The sequence below is a fragment of the Martelella sp. FOR1707 genome (assembly GCF_053484265.1).
In genome coordinates this window covers 317522-343792 of the sequence record NZ_JBAKFP010000004.1, presented here as the reverse complement: position 1 = coordinate 343792, position 26271 = coordinate 317522, and the positions used below count along the sequence as shown (strand labels likewise).

Here is a 26271-nt window from a genome sequence, read left to right as displayed (position 1 = left end):
ACAAACTCAATGGGAAGCAGGAAATGCGCGATAACGTGATAGCGGCCAAAACGGCGTTGAGAGACCTGTGCGAGGCGACGCCGCTGCAGCGCAACGCCCATCTCAGCGCGAAGTACGACGCGGATATCTATCTGAAGCGTGAGGATCTGTCGCCGGTGCGTTCCTACAAGCTGCGCGGCGCCTTCAATTTCATGCGCAAGCGGATGGACGGCGACGGGGCCTCGAAAGTGTTCGTCTGCGCCTCGGCCGGCAATCACGCCCAGGGCTTTGCCTTCAGCTGCCGGCATTTCGGCGTCAAGGGCGTGGTCTTCATGCCGGTCACCACGCCGCAGCAGAAGATCGACAAGACCCGCACCTTCGGGGAGGGTTTCATCCGCATCGAACTGGTCGGCGATATATTCGACGTCTGCTATTCGGCCGCCCGCACATTTGCCGCCGAGCATGATGGGATCATGGTTCCGCCCTTCGACCATCCCGACATCATCGAGGGACAGGCGACGGTGGCGAGCGAGATCGAGGACGCCTGGCCGGAAGGGGAGGGCCTTCCCGATCTGATCGTGATGCCCGTCGGCGGCGGTGGGTTGTCTGCGGGGATAACGAGCTATTTCTCCGATCGCCTGCCGGATGACGCCTATCTGTTCGCCGAGCCGGAGGGCGCGCCGAGCCTGAAGCGTTCGCTTGAGGCCGGCGAGATCGTGACGCTCCAGGACGTCGATAATTTTGTGGATGGCGCGGCCGTCGCCCGCATCGGCGACGCCAATTTCGAGGCGCTCAGGCGGTTTTCGCCGGTTCAGGTGATGGCGGTGCCGGAAAATGCGCTGTGCGTGACCATGACCGAGATGCTGAATGTCGAGGGCGTGGTGCTGGAGCCGGCGGGCGCGCTGGCGCTGACCGCGCTTTCCCGTCTGCCGGCGGAAAAGGTGCGCGGCCGCAAGATCGTGGTACTCGTCTCCGGCGGCAATTTCGATTTCGACCGGCTGCCGGACGTGAAGGAACGCGCGATGCGCTATTCGGGACTGAAGAAGTACTTTGTCCTGCGCCTGCCGCAGCGCCCCGGCGCGCTGAAAGATTTTCTCGGCCTGCTGGGGCCGGACGACGATATCGCGCGGTTCGAATATCTGAAGAAATCGGCGCGCAATTTCGGCTCGATCCTGATCGGCATCGAAACCTCGCGGCCGGAAAACTTTCATGTCCTGTTTGAGAACCTCGCGAATAACGGTTTGAAATATCAGGATATTACCGAAAACGAAATTCTGGCGAACCTGATCATCTGACGGGCAGCGCTGGCGCGGCGCTCGCCGATCGACTAGAAAGATAAAAAAGGAGTTTTGAAGATGGCATCGTTTTTTTCTCGGATCGGCTCACTGTTTTCAGGCGGCGGAGGCGGCGAGGGGCGCGAGAACGAGCAGGCGGTGAAATCGATCGTCCATGAGGACTGCATCATCTTCGCCGAGCCGTTCAAGGAAGGGGCGCAGTATCGCCTTCAGGGCCGAATCGAAAAAGAGGTGAACGACGAGACGCTGACCCGGACCTTCATTCGCGCCGACCTGTTTTCGTCACAGGATGAAGCGATCGAGTGGACCTTCCGCAAGGGCAAGCAGATCATCGACCAGAATGGCCGCTCGCTGTTTTCAGACGGCGCCAAGAGCCGCACGGCCTGAAAACTCGCTCCAATGCGCCGACGCCCGCGGGGCGCCTGAGGACGCGACCCGGCTTCGAAGCTCTTTTGATTGAGCGCGTGGCCGTGGCGGCTTATGTGCAGCCGAAGCGCCGGCCGAGCACGTTTGCCTCGGACTTGGCATCATCACACGCAGTAGCCATGGCCCTCAGCCGCGTATTGCCTCTTCTGGCGGGTCGGATCGTCGACCCCTGAAGCACAGCTTGACCGAAAAGCCGGATTCCACTTTTTCGCCGACACTCCGACTCGGGCCAGAGGCCTGCTGACCAAACGACCAAAGCGCTGCCACTCCGCCCCGGATTTCCCTGCGGCGGAGGTGGCATGCGGCGCGCGCCGGGCGTCACACGTGGAAAAGCAGCAGATAGGACGTCAGAACGGCAATTCCGAAAAATGACAGCCATACGGGCATGTTGGACGATGCAGCAGCGGGCACCTGGGTGTTGCGTTCCCGCTCCATGACAGCGCCACCATGGGTTTCAAGCGCAGAAAGACTATAGCTCCCGCAACGCCGGCAAACGCGACCGGTGTTCTGCACCATCATGCAATCAGTGCATTTATAGTTTGCCATAATAGTGATCCTCCACAGCGGAGTTTATTATGGTTTTCTGTTACAGGCAATATAAAACGCGGAAGTATGATATGGTAAACGCAGGATTCTTCTGGATTTTTTGACCAGAAGGTCAAATATCGAGGCGGATTTTCAGTTTAAAACGTTTATAGTGCGCTCGGCTGGCCAAGCGGGGTCTGGATCTTTGCTTGCCGGACGCAATTTTCCGGCGGATTTCCGCAGCGCAGTTTTGCGGAACGTCAAAAACGCAAGGGAATCAGCAGCGTTACGCTGATTGAATCACTGCCGAAACGTTGGGCGGCACGCAACAGGCTCAACGAGACTGATCTGAAAACTACATGGAAAAGAAGAAGAATGGTGGGCGATGAGAGACTCGAACTCCCGACATCCTCGGTGTAAACGAGGCGCTCTACCAACTGAGCTAATCGCCCGACCGCGTTGGTGAGGCGTGAAATATGCGGATCGCGGCAAAACCGCAAGAGGGGAATGTACGGTTTTACATATTTTTTTCGCATCCGCGCCCGCAAAGCTTGCGACAGTCTGAATGAATTTGCGCCGCAGCTTTGACCGCGTCTTCGTCGCCCGCCCCTGGAGCCGGCCAAGGTGAGGTGCCTTTCCAGAACTTCGCGCATCTGCGATAACAGCGTGGTTGCAGAGGGTATTGCGTCATGAATCAGTCTCCCGGCATTGGCGACCGCCTCACCGACAGATCGGCCCCGCCCGATGACATCGCCATCCGCGACTGGATCGGGCCGGAGGCATATACGCAATGGTCCGCGCTGCGCGACTGGATTGCCGCGGCCTATCCCGGGGTATTCGCGCCGGACTGGATATATGGCGGCCAGAAGCACGGCTGGGCGCTGCGGTACAAGAAGAACAGGGCGTTCTGTACCTTTCTGCCGGAGTACCGCGCTTTTTCCGTGGTCATCGTGTTGGGAGCGGCGGAACGCGAAAAGGTGGAAGCTCGGCGTGACGCCTTTAGCCCCAGACTTATGAAGCTCTACGACTCAACGGAAACCTATCGTGACGGCAAATGGCTCAAGATTGGAGTGTCCTCGGCCGACGAGTTGAGAGATGTGACGGATCTGCTGATCCTCAAGCGCAGGCCGAGATAAGTCTCCTGATTCCGCCGGCTCGCGCACACGAAGCCGAAACTGCCACAGTAACCGATCGCAGATGCATTACTGGAAACGACGTCGCTTCGCTCTTGCGGCCGCGACTTCTCTTGTTGTTCCGGTAGATCCGGCGGCCCCGCCGAAAGGCGTCTTTTCGCAGGTTTCGCACAGGTCCCGGACGGCGATCGCAAAAAAATCAGAAATGCGTGACAAGCTGCTTGACACTTTCAGGCGACCCCCTTAAACAGCCGCTCACGCCGACAGACGAAGCGCTTCGAAAACAAGCGGTTCGAAACTGAAACGGCAAAAGCGCGGGTGTAGCTCAGCTGGTTAGAGTGCCGGCCTGTCACGCCGGAGGTCGCGGGTTCGAGCCCCGTCACTCGCGCCATTCTTCTTCTCCTAGGATGTTCCGAAAATTGCGCTTACAGCGTGGCTTGTTTTCATAGCCTTGCGTGGCGCGATTCTTCGTTTCGGACGTCGTTGCGCGTTTCGCGCTTCTTTCCATAATGGATGACAACCGCAACAATTTGCCGCAGCCTTTGCCTGCCGGGCCCGCCGCTTATCAGGGCGGGCGGTTGAAACTTTGTTGCAGCGCGACGAAAAGGGTTTGAATGTCTTGCGCGAGCGCGCCGGCTGCGCTAGTCACGACCCCGACATCTATCAATTTTCGGTCTCGCGGTTTATCCTGCGGGTGCGCTGACCCGGGCGCCTCAAAACGGCAAGGGTGTTTTATATGGCTGAAGTCCTCAGTTCCTATATTCCGATCGTCATCTTTATCGCTATCTGTCTCATCATCGGGCTGGCCCTGATGGTCGCGCCCTTCGCGCTGGCCTTCAAGGCGCCCGATGCGGAAAAGCTGTCCGCATACGAGTGCGGCTTCAATGCTTTCGACGATGCGCGCATGAAGTTCGACATCCGCTTCTATCTCGTGGCAATCCTGTTCATCATCTTCGATCTCGAGGTGGCCTTCCTGTTTCCCTGGGCGGCATCCTTCGGCGATATCGGCTGGTTCGGTTTCTGGTCGATGATGGTGTTCCTGGCCGTGCTGACCATCGGCTTCATCTATGAATGGAAGAAAGGAGCGCTGGAATGGGAGTGAGCAACGAGACACTCGTCGCCCCCGTACCGCGTGGCGTCGTCGATCCGATGACCAACAAGCCGGTCGGCGCTGATGACCGTTTCTTCGGCGAGATCAACAACGAGCTCGCCGACAAGGGCTTTCTGGTCACCTCGTCGGCCCAACTCATCACCTGGGCGCGCACCGGGTCGCTGATGTGGATGCAGTTTGGTCTTGCCTGCTGCGCCGTCGAGATGATGCAGATGTCGATGCCGCGCTATGACTGCGAACGCTTCGGCTTTGCCCCGCGCGCCTCGCCGCGCCAGTCCGACGTCATGATCGTCGCCGGCACGCTGACCAACAAGATGGCGCCTGCGCTGCGCAAGGTCTATGACCAGATGCCCGAGCCGCGCTACGTCATTTCCATGGGTTCCTGCGCCAATGGCGGCGGTTACTATCATTATTCCTACTCCGTCGTGCGCGGCTGCGACCGCGTCGTCCCGGTCGATATCTACGTGCCGGGCTGTCCGCCCACCGCCGAGGCGCTGCTTTACGGCGTGCTTCTTCTGCAAAAGAAGATCCGGCGCACCGGAACGATCGAGCGATAGCGGCGGGAGACTATTATGAGCGAAGCTTTGAACGATCTCGGCGCCCATATCCGCGAAGCCTGCGAGGGCGTTTCGGATATCGTGTTCGCGCATGAAGAGCTGACGGTGATGACGACGCCCGAGAGCATTGTCGATGTCGCCAAGTTCCTGCGCGATGACGGCCAGTGCGCATTTGTCTGCATCATTGATGTCTGCGGCGTGGACTGGCCGACGCGCGAGAAGCGCTTCGATGTTGTCTATCACCTGCTGTCGCCGACTCAGAACGCGCGTATCCGCATCAAGCTGGAAGTTGGCGAAGACGAGGTCGTGCCATCGATCACGCCGATCTTTCCCGGCGCCGACTGGTTCGAGCGCGAAACCTGGGACATGTACGGCATCCCGTTCAGCGGTCATCCGGACCTGCGCCGGATCCTCACCGATTACGGTTTCGAGGGTCACCCGCTGCGCAAGGATTTCCCGACCACCGGTTTCGTCGAGCTGCGCTATGACGAGGAAGCCAAGCGCGTGATCTACGAACCCGTCGAACTCCGCCAGGAATTCCGCAGCTTCGATTTCCTGTCGCCATGGGAAGGGCCCGAATACGTTCTGCCCGGCGACGAAAAGGCGAACTGAGGAGCGGGTGATGGCTGATCGTATGAAGGGTGGCTGTATCTGTGGCGCGGTTCGGTTTTCGGCCGTTCCGAAGGATCACGAGATGGGTGCATGCCATTGCGGGCTTTGCCGTCGCTGGACCGGCGGGGCCGGTTTCCTCGGCGTCGAGTGCGGCCGGAGCGTCGAGGTGGAAGGCGAGCCCGCCCTCGGGGTCTACAAGTCCTCTGAGTATGGCGAGCGAGTCTTCTGCAGCACCTGTGGTTCGACGCTGTTCTGGCGCATGCAGGATGGCTCGGATACCGTCGTTTCGTCCCAGGCTTTCGATGAGCCGGGCAGCTTCCGTTTCGCAAGCGAGATATTCATCGACGAGAAGCCGGATAACTACGCCTTCGCCAACGATACCAAGCAGATGACGTCCGCGGAGTTTTTCGCGGCAATTGCGTCGCAACAGGATTGATCGGCATGACTGAACATAATGTCCGCAACTTCACGATCAACTTCGGGCCGGAGCACCCTTCCGCCCACGGTGTGTTGCGACTGGTGCTGGAGCTTGACGGCGAGATTGTCGAGCGCGTCGACCCGCATATCGGCCTGCTTCACCGCGGTACCGAAAAGCTGATCGAGACCAAGACCTATCTTCAGGCCGTGCCCTATTTCGACCGGCTCGACTATGTCGCGCCGATGAACCAGGAGCATGCCTTCGCGCTTGCCGTGGAAAAGCTGCTTGAGGTCGAGATTCCGATCCGCGGCCAGCTCATCCGCGTGCTGTTCTCCGAGATCGGGCGCGTTCTGAACCATCTCCTCAACTGCACCACCGCCGCCATGGACGTCGGCGCGCTGACGCCGCCGCTCTGGGGCTTTGAGGAGCGCGAGAAGCTGATGGTGTTCTATGAGCGGGCCTGCGGCGCGCGCATGCATGCTGCCTATTTCCGGCCCGGTGGCGTACATCAGGATCTCCCTCCTGAACTCGTCGAGGATATCGGCAAGTGGTGCGAACAGTTTCCCGCCAAGCTTGACGATATTGAGGCGCTTCTTGCCGGCAACCGCATCTTCAAGCAGCGCAATGTCGATATCGGCAATGTGACGTTGGAAGACGCTTTTGCCTGGGGCTTTTCCGGCCCGATGGTGCGCGGCTCCGGCGCTGCCTGGGATCTCAGGCGCGCGCAGCCCTATGAATGCTACAACGACATGGATTTCGATGTCGTGATCGGCAAGAACGGCGACTGCTACGACCGGTGGGTGGTGCGCATCAACGAGATGCGCGAATCGGTCAAGATCATGAAGCAGTGCGTCGAGCGGCTTCTGGGCGATGCCAAGACCGGTCCGTTCAACTCCATGGACGGCAAGGTGGTTCCGCCGAAGCGCGCGCAGATGAAGCGCTCGATGGAAGCGCTGATCCATCACTTCAAGCTTTATACCGAGGGCTATCATGTGCCCGAAGGCGAGGTTTATGCCGCCGTGGAAGCGCCCAAGGGCGAATTCGGCGTCTATCTCGTCTCCGATGGCACCAACAAGCCTTACCGCTGCAAGATCCGTGCGCCGGGCTTTGCCCACCTGTCGGCCATGGACTTCATGTCCAAGGGTCACCAGCTTGCCGACGTCACCGCCATTATCGGTACGCTCGACATCGTGTTCGGAGAGGTGGACCGGTGACACTTGCGGTCGTAAAGAGTGCAGTATTCGTTTCCGACTGTCCCGCGCCGGTTGCAGACCGGCGGCATGGCATGGGATATGCGGAAGCCGTGATGACAACCTCCGAAGAGGTGTAAGAAAGCATGTCCGTTCGTCGATTAGCCGATGAGAATGTCCAGCCCGCCGCCTTTGCGTTTTCCGACGAGAACGCGGCCTGGGCCGAAGCCACGATCCGGAAATATCCGGAAGGCCGCCAGCAATCCGCCGTGATCCCGCTTCTGATGCGGGCGCAGGACCAGGAAGGCTGGGTGACCCGCGCCGCGATCGAAAAGGTCGCCGACATGCTGGCCATGCCGCTGATCCGCGTTCTGGAAGTGGCGACGTTCTACACCCAGTTCCAGCTGAAGCCGGTCGGCACCAACGCCCATATCCAGGTCTGCGGCACCACGCCCTGCATGCTGCGCGGCGCGGGCGACCTGATCAATGTCTGCAAGAAGAAGATCAACGCCAAGGCGCATGAGACCAATGCCGACGGCACGATGTCGTGGGAAGAGGTGGAATGCCTCGGTGCCTGCGCCAACGCGCCGATGGTGATGATCTTCAAGGATGTCTATGAAGACCTGACGCCCGAACGCATGGAAGAGATCATCGATGCGTTCGAGGCCGGGCGCGGTTCCGAGATCAAGCCGGGTCCGCAGATCGACCGCTGGCTTTCCGCGCCCGAAGGCGGCTTTACCTCGCTGACCGAGGATGGCGAGGGTGCGCTCGAATCCGAAGATACCGACGCCACCGACGAGGGCGCGGGCTCGAAGGAAGCGATCGACGGCGCAAAGGGCGATCGCCCGCCGGCCGTTGACCAGAAGCCCGACGACGCCGACGACCTGACGCTGATGTCCGGCGTTGGCCCGAAGATTGCCGGTCTTCTGAATGATATCGGCATCTACAAGTTCGAACAGATCGCTGCCTGGACGCCCGGCGAATGCGCATGGGTCAATGATTCGCTGAAGCTCGGCGGTCGCATCGAGCGCGACGAATGGGTGCGCCAGGCCGGTGTTCTGGCCAAGGGCGGCATCGAGGAATACGAAAAAGTATTCGGCAGAACAGCGCGGTAGGAGTGAAGCATGTTAAAGGATAAAGATCGCATCTTCACCAATCTCTACGGCCACAGGGACAAGTCCCTGAAGGGCGCGATGTCGCGCGGGCTGTGGGATAACACCAAAGGCATCATCGACAAGGGCCGCGACTGGATCATTCAGGAGATGAAGGATTCAGGTCTGCGCGGCCGTGGCGGCGCGGGCTTCCCGACGGGGCTGAAATGGTCGTTCATGCCGAAGGATGACCGTCCGCATTATCTCGTTGTGAATGCTGACGAATCCGAGCCCGGCACCTGCAAGGACCGCGAGATCCTGCGCAACGACCCGCATCACCTGATCGAGGGCTGCCTGATTGCCGGCTGCGCCATGGGCGCGCATACCGCCTATATCTATGTGCGCGGCGAGTTCATCCGCGAGCGCGAGGCGCTGCAGGCGGCAATCGATGAGTGCTACGACGCCGGGCTTCTCGGCAAGGGCAACAAGAGCGGCTGGGACATGGACGTGATCGTCCACCACGGAGCGGGCGCCTATATCTGCGGCGAGGAAACGGCGCTGCTGGAAAGCCTGGAAGGCAAGAAGGGCCAGCCCCGCCTGAAGCCGCCGTTCCCGGCAAACATGGGCCTTTACGGCCTGCCGACGACGGTCAACAACGTTGAATCGATCGCGGTTGCACCGACCATTCTGCGGCGCGGCGCGAGCTGGTTTTCGTCTTTCGGTCGTCCGAACAATGTCGGCACCAAGCTGTTCATGGTCTCCGGCCATGTGAACCGACCCTGCGTGGTCGAGGAATCGATGGGCATCACCTTCCGTGAGCTGATCGAGAAGCATTGCGGCGGCATTCGCGGCGGCTGGGATAATCTTCTGGCGGTCATCCCCGGCGGCGCATCCTGCCCGGTGGTCAAGGCCGAGGACATGATGGACGTCCAGCTCGACTTCGACGGCCTGCGCGAGGTCAAGTCGTCCTTCGGGACCGGCGGCGCGATCGTGATGGACAAGTCGACCGACATCATCGCTGCGATCGCAAGGCTTTCGGCCTTCTTCAAGCATGAAAGCTGCGGCCAGTGCACGCCGTGCCGCGAGGGCACCGGCTGGATGTGGCGGGTGATGGAGCGCATGGTGACGGGCAACGCCCAGAAGCGCGAGATCGACATGCTGTTCGACGTCACCAAGCAGGTGGAAGGCCACACGATCTGCGCGCTCGGCGATGCTGCTGCTTGGCCGATCCAGGGCCTGATCCGCAATTTCCGTCCGGAAATCGAAAAGCGGATCGACCAGTACACGGCCAACGCCACCTCGCATGGCGCGGTGATGGAAGCGGCGGAGTAAGGTTATGAAATTTCATGACCAGGTTGATCGCATCGATGCCAGCAAGAGCTGCCTAGCGGGTTCGGCGTTTGATGATGTGGATCTGTCTGGTTCGAAATTTCACAACGTGAACATGTCGGGCTGGAAGGTGAGCAACGCCAACTTCTCCGGCATGGCGGTCACGGACGCGAACCTTTCCGGCATGACGGTGACGGATGCCAATCTCTCTGGTGTCTCGATCAGTGAATGCCGGTTGCACGGAATGACGATTGACGGCGTGGATGTCGGCGCAATGCTGGCGCTGTGGAAAGAACACAAGGCTTGAGGCGACGCCCTTGAACGGGCAGACGCAATCGAGAATGGACTGCCGGTGCCCCAACAGGATTGTCCGGCGAAGCGGGAAGAACGGATATGGTAAATCTGATTGTAGACGGCAAGGAAATCGAGGTTCCCGACCACTACACGCTGCTGCAGGCGGCGGAGGCGGCGGGCGCTGAAATCCCGCGCTTCTGCTTTCACGAGCGGCTGTCGATTGCCGGCAACTGCCGCATGTGCCTCATTCAGGTGAAGGGCGGACCGCCGAAGCCGGCCGCTTCCTGCGCCATGGGCGTGAAGGATATCCGCGGCGGACCGGATGGCTCCCTGCCGGAAATCTTCACCAAGACGCCGATGGTCAAGAAGGCGCGCGAAGGGGTGATGGAGTTCCTGCTCATCAACCATCCGCTGGATTGCCCGATCTGCGACCAGGGCGGCGAATGCGACCTGCAGGACCAGGCGATGGCCTTCGGCATCGACAGTTCGCGCTACCGCGAGGACAAGCGCGCCGTCGAGGACAAGTATATCGGCCCGCTGGTGAAGACCGTGATGAACCGCTGCATTCACTGCACGCGCTGCGTCCGCTTCACCACCGAGGTTGCCGGCATTTCCGAGCTTGGCCTGATCGGCCGCGGCGAGGATGCCGAGATCACCACCTATCTCGAGCGCGCGATGACGTCCGAGCTTCAGGGCAATGTCGTCGACCTCTGCCCGGTCGGCGCGCTCACCTCCAAGCCGTTCGCCTTCACCGCCCGTCCGTGGGAGCTGAACAAGACCGAATCGATCGACGTCATGGATGCCGTCGGCTCGGCGATCCGCGTCGATACCCGTGGCCGCGAAGTGATGCGCATCATGCCGCGCATCAACGAGCAGGTGAACGAGGAGTGGATTTCCGACAAGACCCGGTTCATCTGGGACGGTCTGCGCACCCAGCGCATCGACAAGCCCTATATCCGCCAGGGCGGACGGCTTCAGCCCGCAAGCTGGGGTGATGCCTTTGCCGCGATCAAGGTCAAGGTCGATGGCGTGAAGGGCGAGAAGATCGGTGCGATTGCCGGCGATCTGGCTGCCGTAGAGGAAATGTACGCGCTGAAGGGCCTGATGGCCTCGCTCGGCTCGTCTAATATCGATTGTCGCCAGGATGGCGCAGCGCTGGATGCTTCGGCAGGTCGCGCGGGCTACATCTTCAACCCGACCATCGAAGGCATCGAGAATGCTGATGCGCTGCTGATCATCGGCTCCAATCCGCGCTTCGAGGCTTCGGTGCTGAACGCCCGTATCCGCAAGCGGTCGCGCAAGGGCAATTTCCCGATCGGCGTGATCGGCGAGAATGCCGATCTGCGTTATCCCGTAAGCTATCTCGGCGCAGGCCCGTCCTCGCTTGCCGATCTGGCATCCAGCGATTTCATGGATGTGCTCAAGAAGGCCGAGCGTCCGATCGTGCTCGTCGGCCCCGGTGCGCTGGCGCGCGCAGATGGCGCGGCGGTTCTCTCCAAGGCGGCGGCGATCGCAAAGGAAATCGGCGCGGTCACGGACGATTGGAACGGCTTTGCGGTGCTGCACACGGCGGCATCGCGCGTTGGCGGTCTCGATATCGGCTTCGTGCCGGGTGAGGGCGCTGCCGATACCGCTTCGATGCTGTCCGACATGGATGTTCTGTTCCTGCTCGGCGCTGACGAACTCGATTTCTCGGCCAAGAAGGCCGGCTTCACCGTCTATATCGGCAGCCATGGCGATGCCGGCGCGATGAACGCGGATGTCGTTCTGCCGGCCGCGACCTACACCGAAAAGTCCGGCACCTACGTCAATCTCGAGGGCCGGGTGCAGATGACCAACCGCGCCGGCTTCGCGCCTGGCGACGCCCGCGAGGACTGGGCGATCATCCGCGCGCTGTCGGGCGTTTTCGGCAAGGCGCTGCCCTACGACTCGCTCGGCGCGCTGCGCGCGGCCCTTTATGGCGAATTTCCGCACCTCGCCGCGCTTGACGAGATCGCTGACGCTGATATCAACGCCATCGAAACGCTGGCCGGTAAAGGTGGGGACCTTGGTGATTCCGGTTTCGTATCGCCGGTCACCGATTTCTACCTGACCAACCCGATTGCCCGGGCGTCTGCCGTCATGGCGGAATGCTCGGCGCTGGCGCGCAATAATTTCCAGGCGGCAGCGGAGTAAGGACGGAGCAATGGATTCTTTTTTCTGGACGTATCTCTGGCCCGCGCTGATCATGATCGGCCAGTCGCTGCTGCTTCTGGTTCTGCTGCTCGTCGGCATCGCCTTCATCCTGCTCGCCGACCGCAAGATCTGGGCGGCGGTGCAGATGCGGCGGGGCCCGAACGTGGTCGGCCCCTTCGGCCTGTTCCAGTCCTTTGCCGACCTTCTGAAGTTCGTGTTCAAGGAGCCGGTCATCCCGGCAAGCTCGGACAAGGTCGTATTCCTGCTGGCCCCGCTGATCTCGGTGACGCTGGCGCTTGCGACCTGGGCGGTGATGCCGGTTGCCGAGGGCTGGGTGATCGCCAATATCAATATCGGCATCCTCTATATCTTCGCCATTTCCTCGCTTGAGGTTTACGGCGTGATCATGGGCGGCTGGGCCTCGAACTCGAAATACGCCTTCCTCGGCTCGCTGCGATCCGCGGCGCAGATGGTGTCCTACGAAGTCTCGATCGGCCTCGTTATCGTCACTGTGCTGCTGACGGTCGGCTCGCTGAACCTTTCGGATATCGTGTTCGCGCAGGAAACGGGTCTCGGCACCATGCTTGGCCTGCCGCCGTCCTTCCTCGACTGGAACTGGCTGGCGCTGTTCCCGATGTTCATCGTGTTCTTCATTTCGGCGCTGGCCGAGACCAACCGTCCGCCCTTCGACCTTCCGGAAGCGGAATCGGAACTGGTCGCCGGTTTCATGGTCGAATACGGCTCGACCCCGTACATGATGTTCATGCTCGGCGAATATGCCGCAATCGTGCTGATGTGCGCGCTGACCACCACGCTGTTCCTCGGCGGCTGGCTGCCGATCCTGGATGTCGCGGTGCTGAACTGGATCCCCGGCGTCATCTGGTTCCTGATCAAGGTGTGCCTGTGCTTCTTCATGTTCGCAATGGTCAAGGCCTTCGTGCCGCGCTACCGCTACGACCAGCTGATGCGTCTGGGCTGGAAGGTCTTCCTTCCGCTGTCGCTCGCCATGGTCGTGATCGTCGCTTTCGTCGTCAAACTGACCGGCTGGGTCGGCTGATGCAGGTGTTTTTCGCAACACCGCAATGGAGATTGTGAAATGGGTTCTGTCGCTCAGGCATTCAACGCGCTCTTCCTGAAGGAGTTCTTCGGCGCGTTCTTTCTGACGATGCGCTACTTCTTCGGCCAGAAGTCGACGGTGAACTACCCGTTCGAGAAGGGGCCGGTGAGCCCGCGCTTTCGCGGCGAGCACGCGCTGCGCCGTTATCCGAACGGCGAGGAGCGCTGCATCGCCTGCAAGCTGTGCGAGGCGATCTGTCCCGCGCAGGCGATCACCATCGAGGCCGGTCCGCGCCGCAATGACGGCACGCGCCGCACGGTGCGCTACGATATCGATATGGTGAAGTGCATCTATTGCGGCTTCTGCCAGGAGGCATGTCCGGTGGAAGCGATCGTCGAGGGGCCGAATTTCGAGTTCGCCACCGAGACGCGCGAGGAACTGTACTACGACAAGGAACGACTGCTCGCCAATGGCGACCGGTGGGAACGCGAGATCGCGAAGAATATCGCGATGGATGCGCCTTACCGGTAAGGAGACGCCGGGCGGGGGGATTTCGCCCGGCGGTTCGATAGATCTGAAATGAAGGGCCTGCCGCATCCGGCGGCGGGGCTTTTACAAATGTGATAGCGGCCAAAGCCGCTGCGACCACGAAGAGAAGGCACCATCATGGGTCTCCATGCTCTTTTTTTCTATATTTTCGCGTTCGTCGCCGTGGCGTCGGCGTTCATGGTGATTTGGGCGAAGAACCCCGTTCATTCGGTGCTGTTCCTGATCGTCGTATTCGTGAATGCGGCGGCGCTGTTCATCCTGGCGGGCGCGGAATATCTCGGCCTTCTTCTGCTGGTGGTCTATGTCGGCGCGGTGGCGGTGTTGTTCCTGTTCGTGGTGATGATGCTCGACATCGATTTCGCCGAGCTCAGGTCCGGCATCCTGCACTACGCCCCGGTGGGTGCGCTGATCGGGATCGTGCTTCTGGCGGAGCTGATCGTGGTCGTCGGCGGCAGCTTCATTCCGACCGATATCGCCGCCAACACGGCGATGCCGATACCGGCCGACCGCTCGAGCGTGAGCGCGCTGGGCGACGTGATCTACACGCATTACGCCTATTTCTTCCAGGTGGCCGGCCTCATCCTGCTCGTCGCCATGATCGGCGCGATCGTGCTGACGCTGAAGCATCGCCCGGACGTCAAGCGCCAGAACATTGCCAAGCAGGTTGCGCGCACGCCTGAAAGCGCGCACGAGACTGTCAAGGTCAAGCCTGGCCAGGGCATATAAGAACGAGAATTTGCAGGGATACGGGATCTAAGGACAACGCAATGGAAATCGGACTTTCCCACTACCTGACGGTCAGTGCCATACTCTTCACGATTGGTGTCTTCGGCATCTTCCTGAACCGGAAGAACGTCATCATCATTCTCATGTCCATCGAGCTGATCCTGCTTTCGGTCAACCTCAACATGGTCGCGTTCTCCTCGTTCCTGAACGATATGGTCGGCCAGGTCTTCGCGCTGTTCATTCTGACCGTCGCGGCGGCCGAAGCCGCGATCGGTCTGGCGATCCTGGTGGTGTTCTATCGCAACCGCGGCTCGATCGCGGTCGAAGACGTCAACGTGATGAAGGGCTGATTTCCAGATGATCTACAAACTCATCGTTTTCCTGCCGCTCCTAGGCTTCCTCATCGCCGGCCTCTTCGGAATCCGCATCGGCGCCAAGGCCACCGAATGGGTGACGATCGCCCTGATGGCGGTTGCGGCCGTGCTTTCCTGGTACGTGTTCATTTCCGTCGGCTTCCTGACCCATGCGGAAGATTTCGTCATTCAGGTTCCGGTCATGCGCTGGATCACCTCCGGCGACATCGACGTCCTGTGGCAGCTTCGCGTCGACACGCTGACGGCGGTGATGCTGGTCGTGGTCAACACGGTCTCATGTCTCGTCCACCTCTATTCGGTGGGCTACATGCATGACGATCCGCATCGCCCGCGCTTCTTCGCCTATCTGTCGCTGTTCACCTTCGCCATGCTGGCGCTGGTCACCTCCGACAACCTGCTGCAGATGTTCTTCGGCTGGGAAGGCGTCGGCCTCGCCTCCTATCTGCTGATCGGTTTCTGGTACAAGAAGCCGTCGGCGAGTGCTGCCGCGATGAAGGCCTTCATCGTCAACCGCGTCGGCGACTTCGGCTTTCTGCTCGGCATTGCCGGCCTGTTCTTCCTCGCCCACACCATCAATTTCGATCCGATCTTCTCGGCGGCCGAACGTCTGGCCAATGGCGAGGTCACGCTGGCGACGGCCGAGGGCAAGGTTTCCGTTCTGCATTTCCTCGGCATGAGCATGGATGTGTCGACCGCGATCACCACGGTCTGCCTGCTCTTGTTCATGGGCGCGATGGGTAAATCCGCGCAGTTCCTGCTGCACACCTGGTTGCCGGACGCGATGGAAGGTCCGACGCCGGTTTCGGCCCTTATCCACGCCGCAACCATGGTGACCGCCGGCGTCTTCCTCGTCGCCCGCATGTCGCCGCTGTTCGAACTGTCGCCGACGGCGCTCACCTTCGTCACGCTCATCGGTTCGATCACCGCATTCTTCGCCGCGACCATCGGTCTGGTGCAGAACGATATCAAGCGCGTCATCGCCTATTCCACCTGCTCGCAGCTCGGCTACATGTTCGCGGCGCTCGGGGCAGGGGCCTTCGGGGCCGGCGTGTTCCACCTGTTCACCCACGCCTTCTTCAAGGCGCTTCTGTTCTTGTGCGCCGGCTCGGTGATCCATTCCGTCTCCGGCGAGCAGGACATGCGTCACATGGGCGGGCTCAGGAAGCACATCCCGGTTACCTTCTGGGCGATGATCATCGGCACGCTTGCCATCACCGGCGCCGGCATTCCCGGCACGCCGATCGGGGCGGCCGGCTACTTCTCCAAGGACGCAATCATCGAATCGGCCTATGTCTCGGCAAGCCCGCTCGGCAACTTCTCGTTCTGGATGCTGGTTATCGCCGCCGCCTTCACCGCCTTCTACTCCTGGCGCCTGATCTTCATGACCTTCTTCGGCAAGCCGCGCGCGTCTTCCGATGTCATGCACCACGTGCATGAAAGCCCCTGGGTCATGCTGCTGCCGCTGGTCGTGCTGTCGATCGGCGCGCTGTTCGCCGGCGTTGTCTTCCTGCCCTATTTCTTCGGGCATGATTACAGCGAGTTCTGGAAGGGCGCGCTGTTCACCGGACCGCACAACGAGGTGCTCGATGAGCATCACCATGTGCCGCTGTGGGTGGTGCTGTCGCCGTTCATCGCGATGTTGCTCGGCACGGTGGTCGCGATCTACATGTACCTGATCAAGCCGTCCTCCGCGCCGGCTCTGGCGAAGACATTTCCGCGCCTTTACGCCTTCCTGCTCAACAAGTGGTATTTCGATGAGCTTTACGACTTCCTGTTCGTAAGGCCGGCCAAGGCGCTCGGATACTTCCTGTGGCAGAAGGGTGATATCGGCGTGATCGACCGCTTCGGCCCGAACGGGATTGCAGCAAGGGTCAACGACGTGACCAACCGCGTCGTCAAGCTGCAGTCCGGATATGTTTACCACTATGCGTTTGCAATGCTGATCGGCGTGGCCGCGCTTGTAACCTGGATGATGCTCGGAGGGGCTCGGTAATGAGCGACTGGCCAATTCTCTCAACAGTCACCTTCCTGCCGCTTATCGGCGTGGTGCTGATCCTGTTCACCCGCGACGATAACGAGACCGGGCTCAGGAACATCCGCAACGTCGCGCTCTTGACGACGCTGTTCACCTTCATCGTTTCGCTGTTCGTGTGGATGAAGTTCGATCCGTCGAACCCGAACTTCCAGATGGTCGAAAACCATCCCTGGCTTGGCACGGGCATCTCCTATCATCTCGGGATCGACGGCATCTCGCTGCTGTTCATCCTGCTGACGACGGTGCTGATGCCGCTCTGCATCCTGGCCTCGTGGGAAGCCATCACCTATCGGGTGAAGGCATACATGATCGCCTTCCTGATCCTCGAAACGCTGATCATCGGCGTGTTCGTGTCGCTCGATATCGTGATGTTCTACATCTTCTTCGAGGCGGGCCTGATCCCGATGTACCTGATCATCGGCATCTGGGGGCATGAGCGGCGCGTCTACGCCTCGTTGAAGTTCTTCCTCTACACCTTCGCCGGCTCGGTGTTCATGCTCTTGGCCATCATGGCGATGTACTGGGTAACGGGCACGACCAGCGTGCCGGTGCTGCTGGAGTATGATTTCCCGGTCAACATGCAATACTGGCTGTTCCTCGGCTTCTTCGCCTCGTTTGCGGTGAAGATGCCGATGTGGCCGGTGCATACCTGGCTGCCGGACGCGCACGTGGAAGCGCCGACGGCCGCCTCGGGCGTGCTGGCGGGCGTTCTTCTGAAGCTCGGCGGGTTCGGCGTGCTGCGCTATTCGATGCCGATGTTCCCCGACGCCTCCTATTACTTCGCGCCGTTCATCTTCGCGCTGTCGATCATCGCGATCATCTACGCCTCGCTGGTGGCGCTGATGCAGACCGACATGAAGAAGCTGATCGCCTATTCGTCGGTCGCCCATATGGGCTTCGTCACCATGGGCATGTTCTCGGCCACCACCGAGGGCGTCGAGGGCTCGATCTTCCTGATGCTCTCGCATGGCATCGTCTCGGGCGCGCTGTTCTTCTGCGTCGGCATCGTCTACGACCGCATGCACACGCGTGAGATCGCGGCCTTCGGTGGGCTTGTGAACAATATGCCGAAATTCGCCGTCGCCTTCATGATCTTCACCATGGCCAATGTCGGCCTGCCCGGCACCTCCGGCTTCATCGGCGAATTCCTGACGGTCATCGGTGTGTTCCAGGTCAACACCTGGGTTGCCCTGTTCGCCGCCACCGGCGTCATCCTGTCGGCGGCCTATGCGCTGTGGCTTTACCGTAGGGTGATCTTCGGCGCACTGGAGAAGGACAGCCTGAAGGCGCTGCTGGACCTCAGCACCCGCGAGAAGATCGTTCTCTATCCGCTGATCTGCCTGACGATCTTCTTCGGCGTCTATCCGGAGCCGATCTTCGCGGCGATCCATGGCCCGGTGGCGCAGATCGTTCAACACTATGACGCCGTTCTTGAGCAGACCAAGAACATCGCGCTGCCGGTATACTGAGACAGGATCTTTTGGACATGACATCGGAACTCATACTTTCAAGTCTGAAGCTGATCATGCCGGAGCTGATCCTCGCGCTCGGTGCGATGGTTCTGCTGATGATCGGCGCGTTCGCCGGCCGCAAGAGCGGCCAGACGATCGTGGGCCTTGCCGTGTTCCTGCTGATCGCCGCCTTCGGCGCGCTGTTCTGGGCGGGCGAGGGCACGGCCTTCGGCGGCTCGCTGGTGTTCAACGACTTCACGCTGTTCATGCAGGCGCTCGCGCTGATCGGCGCGGCGCTGTCGATGATCCTGTCGGTCGGTCATGAGGAACCGGAATATCTCGACCGTTTCGAGTTTCCGGTGCTGATGCTGCTGTCGACCACCGGCATGCTGCTGATGACCTCGGCCAATGACATGCTCGCCTTCTATATGGGCCTCGAGCTGATGTCGCTGCCGCTCTACGTGATCGCCGCCATCAACCGCGACAGCCTGCGTTCCACCGAGGCGGGCCTGAAATATTTCGTGCTTGGCTCGCTGTCCTCCGGCATGCTGCTTTACGGCATCTCGCTGGTCTACGGCTTCACCGGCAATATCGGCTTCGGCCCGGTTGCCGCCGCGATCTCGGCTGGCGAGACAGGTCTCGGTTTCATCTTCGGCATGGTGTTCGTGCTGGCCGGCATCACCTTCAAGATCTCGGCCGTCCCGTTCCACATGTGGACGCCGGACGTCTATGAGGGCGCGCCGACGCCGGTCACCGCCTTTTTCGCCTCCGCGCCCAAGGTCGCGGCGATGGCGATCATCGTCCGGCTTCTGACCGAAGCGTTCGGCCCGGCCGCCGATGAATGGCGCCAGGTCGTGGTGTTCATCGCGATCGCCTCGATGGTGCTCGGCGCTTTCGCCGCGATCGGCCAGCGCAATATCAAGCGGCTGATGGCCTATTCCTCGATCACCCATATGGGCTACGCGCTGGTCGGCCTTGCCGCCGACAGCGAGGCGGGCGTCAAGGGTGTCGCGCTCTACATGGCGATCTACCTGTTCACCACGCTCGGCGTATTCGCGATCATCATGGCGATGCGGCTGAAGGAAGGCGGCAATGTCGAGAATATCGACGATCTCGCAGGCCTTTCGACCACCAAGCCGGTGATGGCCGTCGTGCTCACGGCGCTGATGTTCTCGCTTGCCGGCGTGCCGCCGCTTGCCGGTTTCTTCGGTAAATATTTCGTGTTCCTGGCCGCGATCGACGCCAAGCTCTATACGCTCGCCATCATTGGCATCGTGTCCTCCGTGGTCGCCTGCTTCTACTATCTGCGCGTGATCAAGGTGATGTGGTTCGATGAGCCGTCCGTCGAATTTTCACGGGTTGCCGGCGAGCTGCGCTTCGTCTTCGGGATCAGCGGGATTTTCGCGATCGGCTATCTCCTGTTCGGCGGCGCGCTGAACGATGCCGCGGCCAAGGCCGCTGCGGCTCTCTTCTAGGATGGCGGCAGCATATTCCGCCGCAGACGCCTACCGCCATGAAGCGCTCGATACCGTCGGCTCCACCAATAGCGAGGCGATGGATCGGGCGCGCGCCGGCGATCCCGGCCTGTTGTGGCTGACGGCTGAGCGGCAGGAGACCGGGCGCGGACGGCGCGGACGTAACTGGGTTTCGGAGCGGGGCAATCTCTATGCCTCGCTTCTGCTTGTGGACCCCGCGCCCCAGGCGCTGACAGCCTCGCTGCCGCTGGTGGCTGCACTCGGCGTTCACGGTGCGATTTCGCGGGTCATGGCCGGTCACGACAACGAAATCGCGATCAAATGGCCGAACGATATTCTGATCGACCGTCGCAAGGTTTGTGGCATTCTGCTGGAAGCGGAATTGCTTGACGATGGCAGGCTTGCCGTCGTGATCGGCATGGGCGTTAATGTCACGACCGGTCCGGATGACGCGCCGTATCCGGTCGCGCGGATCGCCGATTATGTCGCGGGCGCCGACCCCGATACGCTGTTTGCACATCTGTTCGAGACCATGGCGCAGGAACTTGCGATCTGGGATCGGGGCAGGGGCCTTGCCGAGACGGTGGCGCGCTGGCGCAAGCAAGCCTGCGGCATCAATGAACGTATTACCGTGAACCTTGCCCATGAGCAGGTCTCGGGGATTTTCGTCGGCATCGATGATGCCGGCATGCTGAAACTGGAAACGAAGGACGGCCTGCGCACCTTTGCGGCGGGCGACGTTTTTTTCGACAATGGAAATGGATAACGCTTGATGGCGGACAATAACGCGGAACTGGTCTTCCTTCCTCTGGGAGGCCTCGGCGAAATCGGCATGAACCTGGCGCTGTACGGCTATGGCCCGGCGAAGAAGCGCGAATGGATCATGGTGGATTGCGGGGTGACCTTTCCCGGCCCGGACCTGCCCGGCGTCGACCTGGTTCTGCCCGATATCGAATTCGTGCGCGAGCAGCGCGACAATCTCAAGGGAATGATCATTACCCACGCCCATGAGGACCATTTCGGCGCGATCGCGACGCTGTGGCCGGGCCTCAACGTGCCCGTCTACGCCTCGCCGTTTACCGCCGGCCTGCTGGAGGCCAAGCGCGAATATGACAGCTGGATGCGCGAAATCCCGGTGACGATCTTCAAGGGCGGCGACACCATCAATGTCGGGCCGTTCACGATCGAGGGCGTGCCCGTCAACCACTCGATCCCCGAGCCGATGGCGCTGGCGATCCGCACGCCGCTCGGCAATATCGTCCACACCGGCGACTGGAAGATCGACCACGCGCCGACGCTCGGCCCCAAGACCGACGAGGCGCGCTTCCGCGCGATCGGCGACGAGGGCGTGCTGGCGCTGATGTGCGATTCCACCAACGCCATGCGCGACGGCGTTTCGCCGTCGGAGGAAGAGGTTTCGGCAAGCCTGCGCAAGGTGATCGAGAATGCGGAGGGCCGGGTCGCGCTGACAACTTTCTCCTCCAATATCGGCCGTATCCGCTCGATCGCGAAGGCCGCGGACGAGGCCGGGCGCCAGGTGCTGCTGCTCGGCTCCTCACTGAAGCGCGCGGTCGCGGTCGCCCGAGATCTTGGGCTGATGGAGGGCGTGAAGCCGTTCGTCGACGAGGATGAGTTCGGCTATATCCCGCGCGACAAGGTGGTTGCGATCCTCACCGGGTCGCAGGGCGAGCCGCGCGCGGCCCTTGCCAAGCTTTCGCGCGACGAGATGCGCAATGTGGCGCTCGCCGCCGGCGATCTCGTGGTGTTTTCCTCGCGCGCCATTTCCGGCAACGAGAAGGCGATTCAGGAGATCAAGAACGGTCTGGTGGAGCAGGGCGTGCACATCCTCACCGACAATGAGGCGCTGGTGCATGTCTCGGGCCATCCCCGCCGCAACGAGTTGAAGCAGATGTATGAATGGATCCGGCCCGAGATCCTTGTGCCGGTTCACGGCGAGGCCCAGCACCTGACCGCGCAGAAGGAACTGGCGGAGCAGAGCGGCATCGCCCAAGTTCCGCGTGTGCGCAACGGCGACATGGTGCGCCTTGCTCCGGGGCCTGCCGAAGTGATCGGCCATGTCGAAGCTGGCCGGGTGTTCAAGGACGGCAAGCTGATCGGCAACTTCGACGAGATGGGCATCGGCGAGCGCCGCAAGCTCTCCTTCGTCGGCCACGTCTCCGTCAATGTCGTGCTGAATTCCAAATTCGAGTTCTCCGGCGATCCCGATGTCGTGCCGATCGGCCTTCCGGGCTTTGACGATGACGACGAGAAGATGGAAGACGTGCTGTTCGACGCCGTCCTCGGCGCCGTCGAGAGCATTCCGCGCTCACGCCGAAAAGACCTCGGCATGGTCAAGGAAGCCATCCGCCGCTCCGTCCGCGCCGCCGCCAACGAGTGCTGGGGCAAGAAGCCGGTGGTGACGGTGTTTGTGAACAGGCTTGGGTGAGGGCTTGTCGAGCAGGTTGAAGTTTTTCGGTTAAGCCTTAGAAGTCTTTTTATAAACCTTTTCAGCTGTTCGCGTATGCGAGTGTAGGTGAGAGCTTTTCAGCCCACAATCTCCCCCCTTGAGGGGGAGATGCCCCGACAGGGGCAGAGAGGGGTGAAACCTTTCCGAGAGCACAGTGTTTGCGGCTTCTAGGGCTTACGCCCTTTACCCCTCTCTGTCGCTTTCGCGACATCTCCCCCTCAAGGGGGGAGATTGGGGCTGAGACGCTGACAAATCTCCGATAGGCTGAAATAGTCTGCGGCGTTGTCTGGGTGATGCGGTTTGCGTATCCACCGACTGCTCTCACCCCGGCCGCCGAAACAGCCGGCTCTGCTCGAACAGACCCTCCAGCACGCTGATGCGCTCGCGGGTCTTGTCCCAGCTCTTCGATTGCACCGCCTCGATCAGCGCCTCCACCACGAACAGCGTCACGATCGACGAATCCCAGGCGGACGGGACCTCGATGTTGACGCGGAAGGTGTGGCGGGCGAATTTGGCGACGGGCGAGGCCCACTGGTCGGTGAACAGGATGATGTCCAGTCCGTTCTCCTTCGCCACCCGTGCCAGCACCGCCATGTCCTGCTCGTAGCGGCGGATATCGAAAATCACCAGCACATCGCCCTTGGCCATGTTCAGCATATGCTGCGGCCATGATGAGGAGTTGGACGACATCAGCGTCGTCTTAGGCCGGATCACCTGCATGTGGGTGAAGAAGTAGCTGGCCAGCGCGCCCGTGATGCGGCCGCCGACGAAATAGATCGCGCGATCGAGATCGGACAGAAGCTCGGCGGCGCCGGCAAAGGTTGCCTGATCGAGCTGTGACAGCGTGCGGCGCATATTGTCGATCGCGGCCTCGCCGAAGCGGTTCAGGATATGGGTCTCGGGCACGTTACGGGCGAGGCGGTCGTGCTTGGCGATCGGGTTGGAAAGCGTCGCCTCCAGCTCCTGGTGGAGCCGCGCCTGAAACTCGCCATAGCCCTTGAAGCCGAGCTTTTGCACCATGCGGGCAACCGTCGGCGTCGACACATCGGCGTTTTCGGCAAGCGTGGTGATGCTGCCGAGGCCGGAGACGGGATAATTCTCGCGGATTGTGTCGGCCAGCCGCTTCTCCGATCGCGTCAGCCCCTCATAGCTGGCGGCGATAATGTCGGCGACTGTCCGGACCGGTTCGTTCAAGCTCTGCTCCATGTTTCGCTGCCATTAAGAGACGCGGCGACTTTTTCGTCAATGACAAATTTGAAGAGAAGTTTTCAGGCGGTAATTGACATCGCCGACGTTCTGAAGAACTATTTACAAAACAAGAAACACATAAATCAGGGGATCGGATGCTGGAAATGTCGGGGCTCTTGAGCGCCCGCGACGGTGTGCCTGTTGCCATCGAACGCGCGGAAAGCAAAAGCGATATCGTGCTGATCTGCGAACATGCCAGCCGGCGTGTGCCGGAGAGCCTTGGCGATATGGGACTGAGCGAAGAGCTGCTCAAAAGCCACATTGCCTGGGACCCCGGCGCGCTTGCGGTTGCCATGATGCTCAGCGAGGCGCTGGACGCCACCCTCATTCACCAGCGGTTTTCGCGGTTGGCCTATGATTGCAACAGGCCGCCCGAGGCGAAGGATGCCATCCCGGAGATCAGCGAAATCTTCGAGGTTCCCGGCAATCGTGGTCTGGGACCGGTGGAGCGCGCGGCCCGGGCTGACGCGCTTTATCATCCGTTTCACAAGGCGATTGATGACCTGATCGTTGCGCGACAGGATGTGGGGCGTCCTCCTGTGATCGTCACCATTCACTCCTTTACACCGGTCTACAAGGGCGTGTCGCGCGATGTCGAGATCGGCATTCTGCATGACAGCGACAGCCGGCTTGCCGATTGCATGCTGACGAAGGTCGCGGGCGGATACGATGTGCGTCGCAACGAACCCTATGCACCGGTCGATGGCGTGACCCACACGCTGCGCCGCCACGCGCTGCCGCGCCGGCTCCTCAATGTGATGATCGAAATCCGCAACGATCTGATCGCGGATGCGGCCGGACAGGCCGCCGCGGCCGGTTTCATCGCGGGGCTTCTCGGCGCGTGCATTGGCGGGGAGACCGGATGATGCCGCAGGTTATCAGGACCTATGTGCGCTACGTCGATGGTTTCAACCGCGTGGTCGGCCGCATCGCCATGTGGCTGATCTTCGTGATGATGGGCATTCTGCTGTGGTCGTCGGTGTCGAAGACGATGTTCAACCCGTCGCTCTGGACGCTGGAAATGGCGCAGTTCGTGATGACGGCCTATTACATTCTCGGCGGCGCCTACTCGCTGCAGCTCGACAGCCATGTGCGCATGGACCTGATCTACGGGCGATGGTCGCCGCGCCAGAAGGCGGCGGTCGATGCGGTGACGGTCATCATGCTGTTCACCTATCTGATCTTCCTGCTGATCGGCGGGGTGTCCTCCACTGAGTACGCGCTGAAATACGGCGAAACCTCCTATTCGAGCTGGTCGCCCTATATGGCGCCGATCAAGATTGTCATGGTCTTCGGCATCTTCCTGATGTTCCTGCAGACGACATCGATATTCTTCAAGGACCTGGCGAAGGCGCTGGGGAGGGAAATGGCATGAACCTCTCCTATGAAATGATCGCGCTTCTGCTGTTCTTCTCGATGATGATGACGATGCTGACCGGCCAGCGCGTGTTCGCGGCAATCGGTTTTGTCGGCGTGGTGGCGGCTGCCGCACTCTGGGGCACCGGCGGCTACGAGCTTGGCTTTTCGGCCAGCATGAAGCTGATGAAGTGGTATCCGATGCTGACGCTGCCGCTGTTCATCTTCATGGGCTACATGCTGTCGGAATCGGGCATCGCCGAAGACCTCTACAAGGCGTTCCACGTCTGGATGGGCGGTCTGCCGGGCGGGCTTGCCGTCGGCACCATTGCGCTGATGGTGGTGATCTCGGCCATGAACGGGTTGTCGGTCGCCGGCATGGCGATCGGCGCGACGATCGCGCTGCCGGAACTTCTGCGGCGCGGCTATGACAAGATCATGGTCTCGGGCGTCATCCAGGCCGGCTCCTCGCTCGGCATTCTGGTGCCGCCGAGCGTCGTGCTGGTGCTTTACGGCATGATCGCGCGCCAGCCAGTCGGCAAGCTTTGGGTTGCCGGCGCGCTGCCCGGCCTGATGCTCGCCGCCCTGTTCGTGATCTACATCGTGATCCGCTGCCGCATGAACCCGGCGCTGGGGCCCGCGCTGCCCAAGGAAGAGCGCGACATGCCGCTCGGCGAAAAGCTGAAGCTGCTGCGCGCCGGCATCATCCCGTTCCTGATCTTCTTTCTGATGATGGGCCTGTTCCTGATGGGCGTGACCAGCCTGACGGAAAGTGCAGCCATCGGCGCGCTCTCGGCGCTGGTCGCCGCCCTCGTCAAACGCCGCCTGACCTGGAAGCTTCTGAACAAGACCATGGAGCAGACGCTCGGCATCTCCTGCATGTTCATGTGGATCATCGTGGCAGCACTCTGCTTCGGGGCGGTGTTCGATGGGCTTGGCGCGGTCCGCGCGCTCGAACATCTGCTGCTGGAGAAATGGGAGCTCGGCCCCTGGGAAATCCTGATCCTGATGCAGATTTCCTACATTATCATGGGCACCTTCCTGGATGACACGGCAATGCTGGTGATCGTCGCGCCGCTCTACGTGCCGCTGGTCGGCCATCTCGGCTTCGATCTTGTCTGGTATGGCGTGCTCTACACCATCACTTGCCAGATCGCCTATATGACGCCGCCCTTCGGCTACAATCTCTTTCTCATGCGGGCCATGGCCCCGCCCGAAATATCGCTTGTCGATATCTACCGCTCCGTCTGGCCGTTCGTGATCATCATGATCATTGGTCTGGCGATCGTCACGGCATTCCCGCAGATCGCGCTGTGGCTGCCGAACCTTGTCTATGCGCGCTGAGGGAGCGGACGGCGCGCTGGAACCGGTTTTGCCGGGAAAATGCGGAATGCGGCA

General features: G+C 61.0%; 26 protein-coding genes and 2 tRNA genes. 25 read left to right on the top strand and 3 right to left on the bottom strand.

Annotated elements, in window-relative coordinates:
• Nucleotides 1–23 precede the first annotated feature (23 nt).
• Together ilvA and V6765_RS12990 are read left to right on the top strand one after the other, a co-directional pair.
• The gene (gene ilvA, locus V6765_RS12995; RefSeq protein ID WP_448429402.1) at nt 24–1274 is read left to right on the top strand and encodes a threonine ammonia-lyase; all 1251 of its coding nucleotides are present in this window, start codon (nt 24–26) and stop codon (nt 1272–1274) included.
• Nucleotides 1275–1334: 60 nt separating this feature from the next.
• Nucleotides 1335–1661, top strand: a complete 327-nt coding sequence (locus V6765_RS12990; protein WP_448429400.1) for an HlyU family transcriptional regulator — start codon at nt 1335–1337, stop codon at nt 1659–1661.
• 357 nt (nt 1662–2018) lie between these two features.
• On the opposite strand, the gene V6765_RS12985 is transcribed toward V6765_RS12990, so the two are convergent.
• Together V6765_RS12985 and V6765_RS12980 are read right to left on the bottom strand one after the other, a co-directional pair.
• The gene (locus V6765_RS12985) at nt 2019–2246 is read right to left on the bottom strand and encodes a hypothetical protein (RefSeq protein ID WP_448429398.1); all 228 of its coding nucleotides are present in this window, start codon (nt 2244–2246) and stop codon (nt 2019–2021) included.
• Between the two features lie 355 nt (nt 2247–2601).
• Nucleotides 2602–2677 (bottom strand) — tRNA-Val (locus V6765_RS12980).
• Between the two features lie 237 nt (nt 2678–2914).
• On the opposite strand from V6765_RS12980, the gene V6765_RS12975 reads away from it, so the two are divergent.
• The 20 genes from V6765_RS12975 (at nt 2915) to V6765_RS12880 (ending at nt 22248) form a co-directional block, all read left to right on the top strand.
• Nucleotides 2915–3361, top strand: a complete 447-nt coding sequence (locus tag V6765_RS12975; RefSeq protein ID WP_448429396.1) for a DUF3788 domain-containing protein — start codon at nt 2915–2917, stop codon at nt 3359–3361.
• A 311-nt stretch (nt 3362–3672) separates the two neighbouring features.
• A tRNA-Asp gene (locus tag V6765_RS12970) sits at nt 3673–3749 on the top strand.
• 345 nt (nt 3750–4094) lie between these two features.
• Nucleotides 4095–4460 (top strand): NADH-quinone oxidoreductase subunit A, encoded by a 366-nt coding sequence (locus tag V6765_RS12965; protein WP_230720603.1) that lies wholly within the window; start codon nt 4095–4097, stop codon nt 4458–4460.
• Nucleotides 4451–5026: a NuoB/complex I 20 kDa subunit family protein gene (locus V6765_RS12960; protein WP_230720602.1), complete on the top strand. Its 576-nt coding sequence runs from the start codon at nt 4451–4453 to the stop codon at nt 5024–5026. Before V6765_RS12965 ends, V6765_RS12960 begins: the two co-directional genes overlap by 10 nt.
• 15 nt (nt 5027–5041) lie before the next feature.
• Nucleotides 5042–5638: an NADH-quinone oxidoreductase subunit C gene (locus tag V6765_RS12955; protein WP_448429393.1), complete on the top strand. Its 597-nt coding sequence runs from the start codon at nt 5042–5044 to the stop codon at nt 5636–5638.
• Between the two features lie 10 nt (nt 5639–5648).
• Nucleotides 5649–6074, top strand: a complete 426-nt coding sequence (locus V6765_RS12950) for a GFA family protein (protein ID WP_448429391.1) — start codon at nt 5649–5651, stop codon at nt 6072–6074.
• A 5-nt stretch (nt 6075–6079) separates the two neighbouring features.
• A complete protein-coding gene (locus V6765_RS12945; RefSeq protein WP_448429389.1) occupies nt 6080–7270 on the top strand; it encodes an NADH-quinone oxidoreductase subunit D in 1191 nt (396 codons plus the stop codon).
• Nucleotides 7271–7392: 122 nt separating this feature from the next.
• Nucleotides 7393–8361 carry an NADH-quinone oxidoreductase subunit NuoE gene (nuoE, locus tag V6765_RS12940; RefSeq protein ID WP_448429387.1) on the top strand — a complete coding sequence of 323 codons (969 nt, stop codon included), beginning with the start codon at nt 7393–7395 and terminating at the stop codon, nt 8359–8361.
• A gap of 9 nt (nt 8362–8370) precedes the next feature.
• Complete coding sequence (gene nuoF, locus V6765_RS12935; protein WP_448429385.1) at nt 8371–9669, top strand: NADH-quinone oxidoreductase subunit NuoF; 1299 nt, start codon at nt 8371–8373, stop codon at nt 9667–9669.
• Nucleotides 9670–9673: 4 nt separating this feature from the next.
• Nucleotides 9674–9973 (top strand): pentapeptide repeat-containing protein, encoded by a 300-nt coding sequence (locus V6765_RS12930; RefSeq protein WP_448429383.1) that lies wholly within the window; start codon nt 9674–9676, stop codon nt 9971–9973.
• A gap of 86 nt (nt 9974–10059) precedes the next feature.
• Nucleotides 10060–12135, top strand: a complete 2076-nt coding sequence (gene nuoG, locus V6765_RS12925) for an NADH-quinone oxidoreductase subunit NuoG (RefSeq protein WP_448429381.1) — start codon at nt 10060–10062, stop codon at nt 12133–12135.
• A gap of 10 nt (nt 12136–12145) precedes the next feature.
• The gene (gene nuoH / locus V6765_RS12920; RefSeq protein ID WP_448429379.1) at nt 12146–13192 is read left to right on the top strand and encodes an NADH-quinone oxidoreductase subunit NuoH; all 1047 of its coding nucleotides are present in this window, start codon (nt 12146–12148) and stop codon (nt 13190–13192) included.
• Nucleotides 13193–13231: 39 nt separating this feature from the next.
• Nucleotides 13232–13723, top strand: coding sequence for an NADH-quinone oxidoreductase subunit NuoI (gene nuoI / locus V6765_RS12915; protein ID WP_448429377.1), 492 nt, complete (start codon nt 13232–13234; stop codon nt 13721–13723).
• A 135-nt stretch (nt 13724–13858) separates the two neighbouring features.
• The gene (locus V6765_RS12910) at nt 13859–14467 is read left to right on the top strand and encodes an NADH-quinone oxidoreductase subunit J (protein ID WP_448429375.1); all 609 of its coding nucleotides are present in this window, start codon (nt 13859–13861) and stop codon (nt 14465–14467) included.
• 41 nt (nt 14468–14508) lie between these two features.
• Entirely contained in the window at nt 14509–14817 is a 309-nt protein-coding gene (nuoK, locus tag V6765_RS12905) for an NADH-quinone oxidoreductase subunit NuoK (RefSeq protein ID WP_018064310.1), read from the top strand.
• 7 nt (nt 14818–14824) lie between these two features.
• Nucleotides 14825–16834 carry an NADH-quinone oxidoreductase subunit L gene (nuoL, locus tag V6765_RS12900; RefSeq protein ID WP_448429373.1) on the top strand — a complete coding sequence of 670 codons (2010 nt, stop codon included), beginning with the start codon at nt 14825–14827 and terminating at the stop codon, nt 16832–16834.
• Nucleotides 16834–18345 carry an NADH-quinone oxidoreductase subunit M gene (locus V6765_RS12895; protein WP_448429371.1) on the top strand — a complete coding sequence of 504 codons (1512 nt, stop codon included), beginning with the start codon at nt 16834–16836 and terminating at the stop codon, nt 18343–18345. Before nuoL ends, V6765_RS12895 begins: the two co-directional genes overlap by 1 nt.
• A 17-nt stretch (nt 18346–18362) precedes the next feature.
• Nucleotides 18363–19802 carry an NADH-quinone oxidoreductase subunit NuoN gene (gene nuoN / locus V6765_RS12890; RefSeq protein ID WP_448429369.1) on the top strand — a complete coding sequence of 480 codons (1440 nt, stop codon included), beginning with the start codon at nt 18363–18365 and terminating at the stop codon, nt 19800–19802.
• Nucleotide 19803: 1 nt separating this feature from the next.
• On the top strand, nt 19804–20568 hold the full coding sequence (locus V6765_RS12885) for a biotin--[acetyl-CoA-carboxylase] ligase (RefSeq protein ID WP_448429367.1): 765 nt from the start codon (nt 19804–19806) through the stop codon (nt 20566–20568).
• Between the two features lie 6 nt (nt 20569–20574).
• On the top strand, nt 20575–22248 hold the full coding sequence (locus tag V6765_RS12880; RefSeq protein WP_448429365.1) for a ribonuclease J: 1674 nt from the start codon (nt 20575–20577) through the stop codon (nt 22246–22248).
• Nucleotides 22249–22590: 342 nt separating this feature from the next.
• Here V6765_RS12880 and V6765_RS12875 read toward each other — a convergent pair whose 3' ends face one another.
• Entirely contained in the window at nt 22591–23475 is an 885-nt protein-coding gene (locus V6765_RS12875) for a MurR/RpiR family transcriptional regulator (protein WP_448429363.1), read from the bottom strand.
• 137 nt (nt 23476–23612) lie between these two features.
• On the opposite strand from V6765_RS12875, the gene V6765_RS12870 reads away from it, so the two are divergent.
• Genes V6765_RS12870 through V6765_RS12860 form a run of 3 tightly spaced genes read left to right on the top strand, consistent with a single transcriptional unit; the run spans nt 23613 to nt 26217 of the window.
• Complete coding sequence (locus tag V6765_RS12870) at nt 23613–24383, top strand: N-formylglutamate amidohydrolase (protein WP_448429361.1); 771 nt, start codon at nt 23613–23615, stop codon at nt 24381–24383.
• The gene (locus V6765_RS12865; RefSeq protein ID WP_448429359.1) at nt 24383–24892 is read left to right on the top strand and encodes a TRAP transporter small permease subunit; all 510 of its coding nucleotides are present in this window, start codon (nt 24383–24385) and stop codon (nt 24890–24892) included. Before V6765_RS12870 ends, V6765_RS12865 begins: the two co-directional genes overlap by 1 nt.
• The gene (locus tag V6765_RS12860) at nt 24889–26217 is read left to right on the top strand and encodes a TRAP transporter large permease (RefSeq protein WP_448429357.1); all 1329 of its coding nucleotides are present in this window, start codon (nt 24889–24891) and stop codon (nt 26215–26217) included. Before V6765_RS12865 ends, V6765_RS12860 begins: the two co-directional genes overlap by 4 nt.
• Nucleotides 26218–26271: the final 54 nt, after the last annotated feature.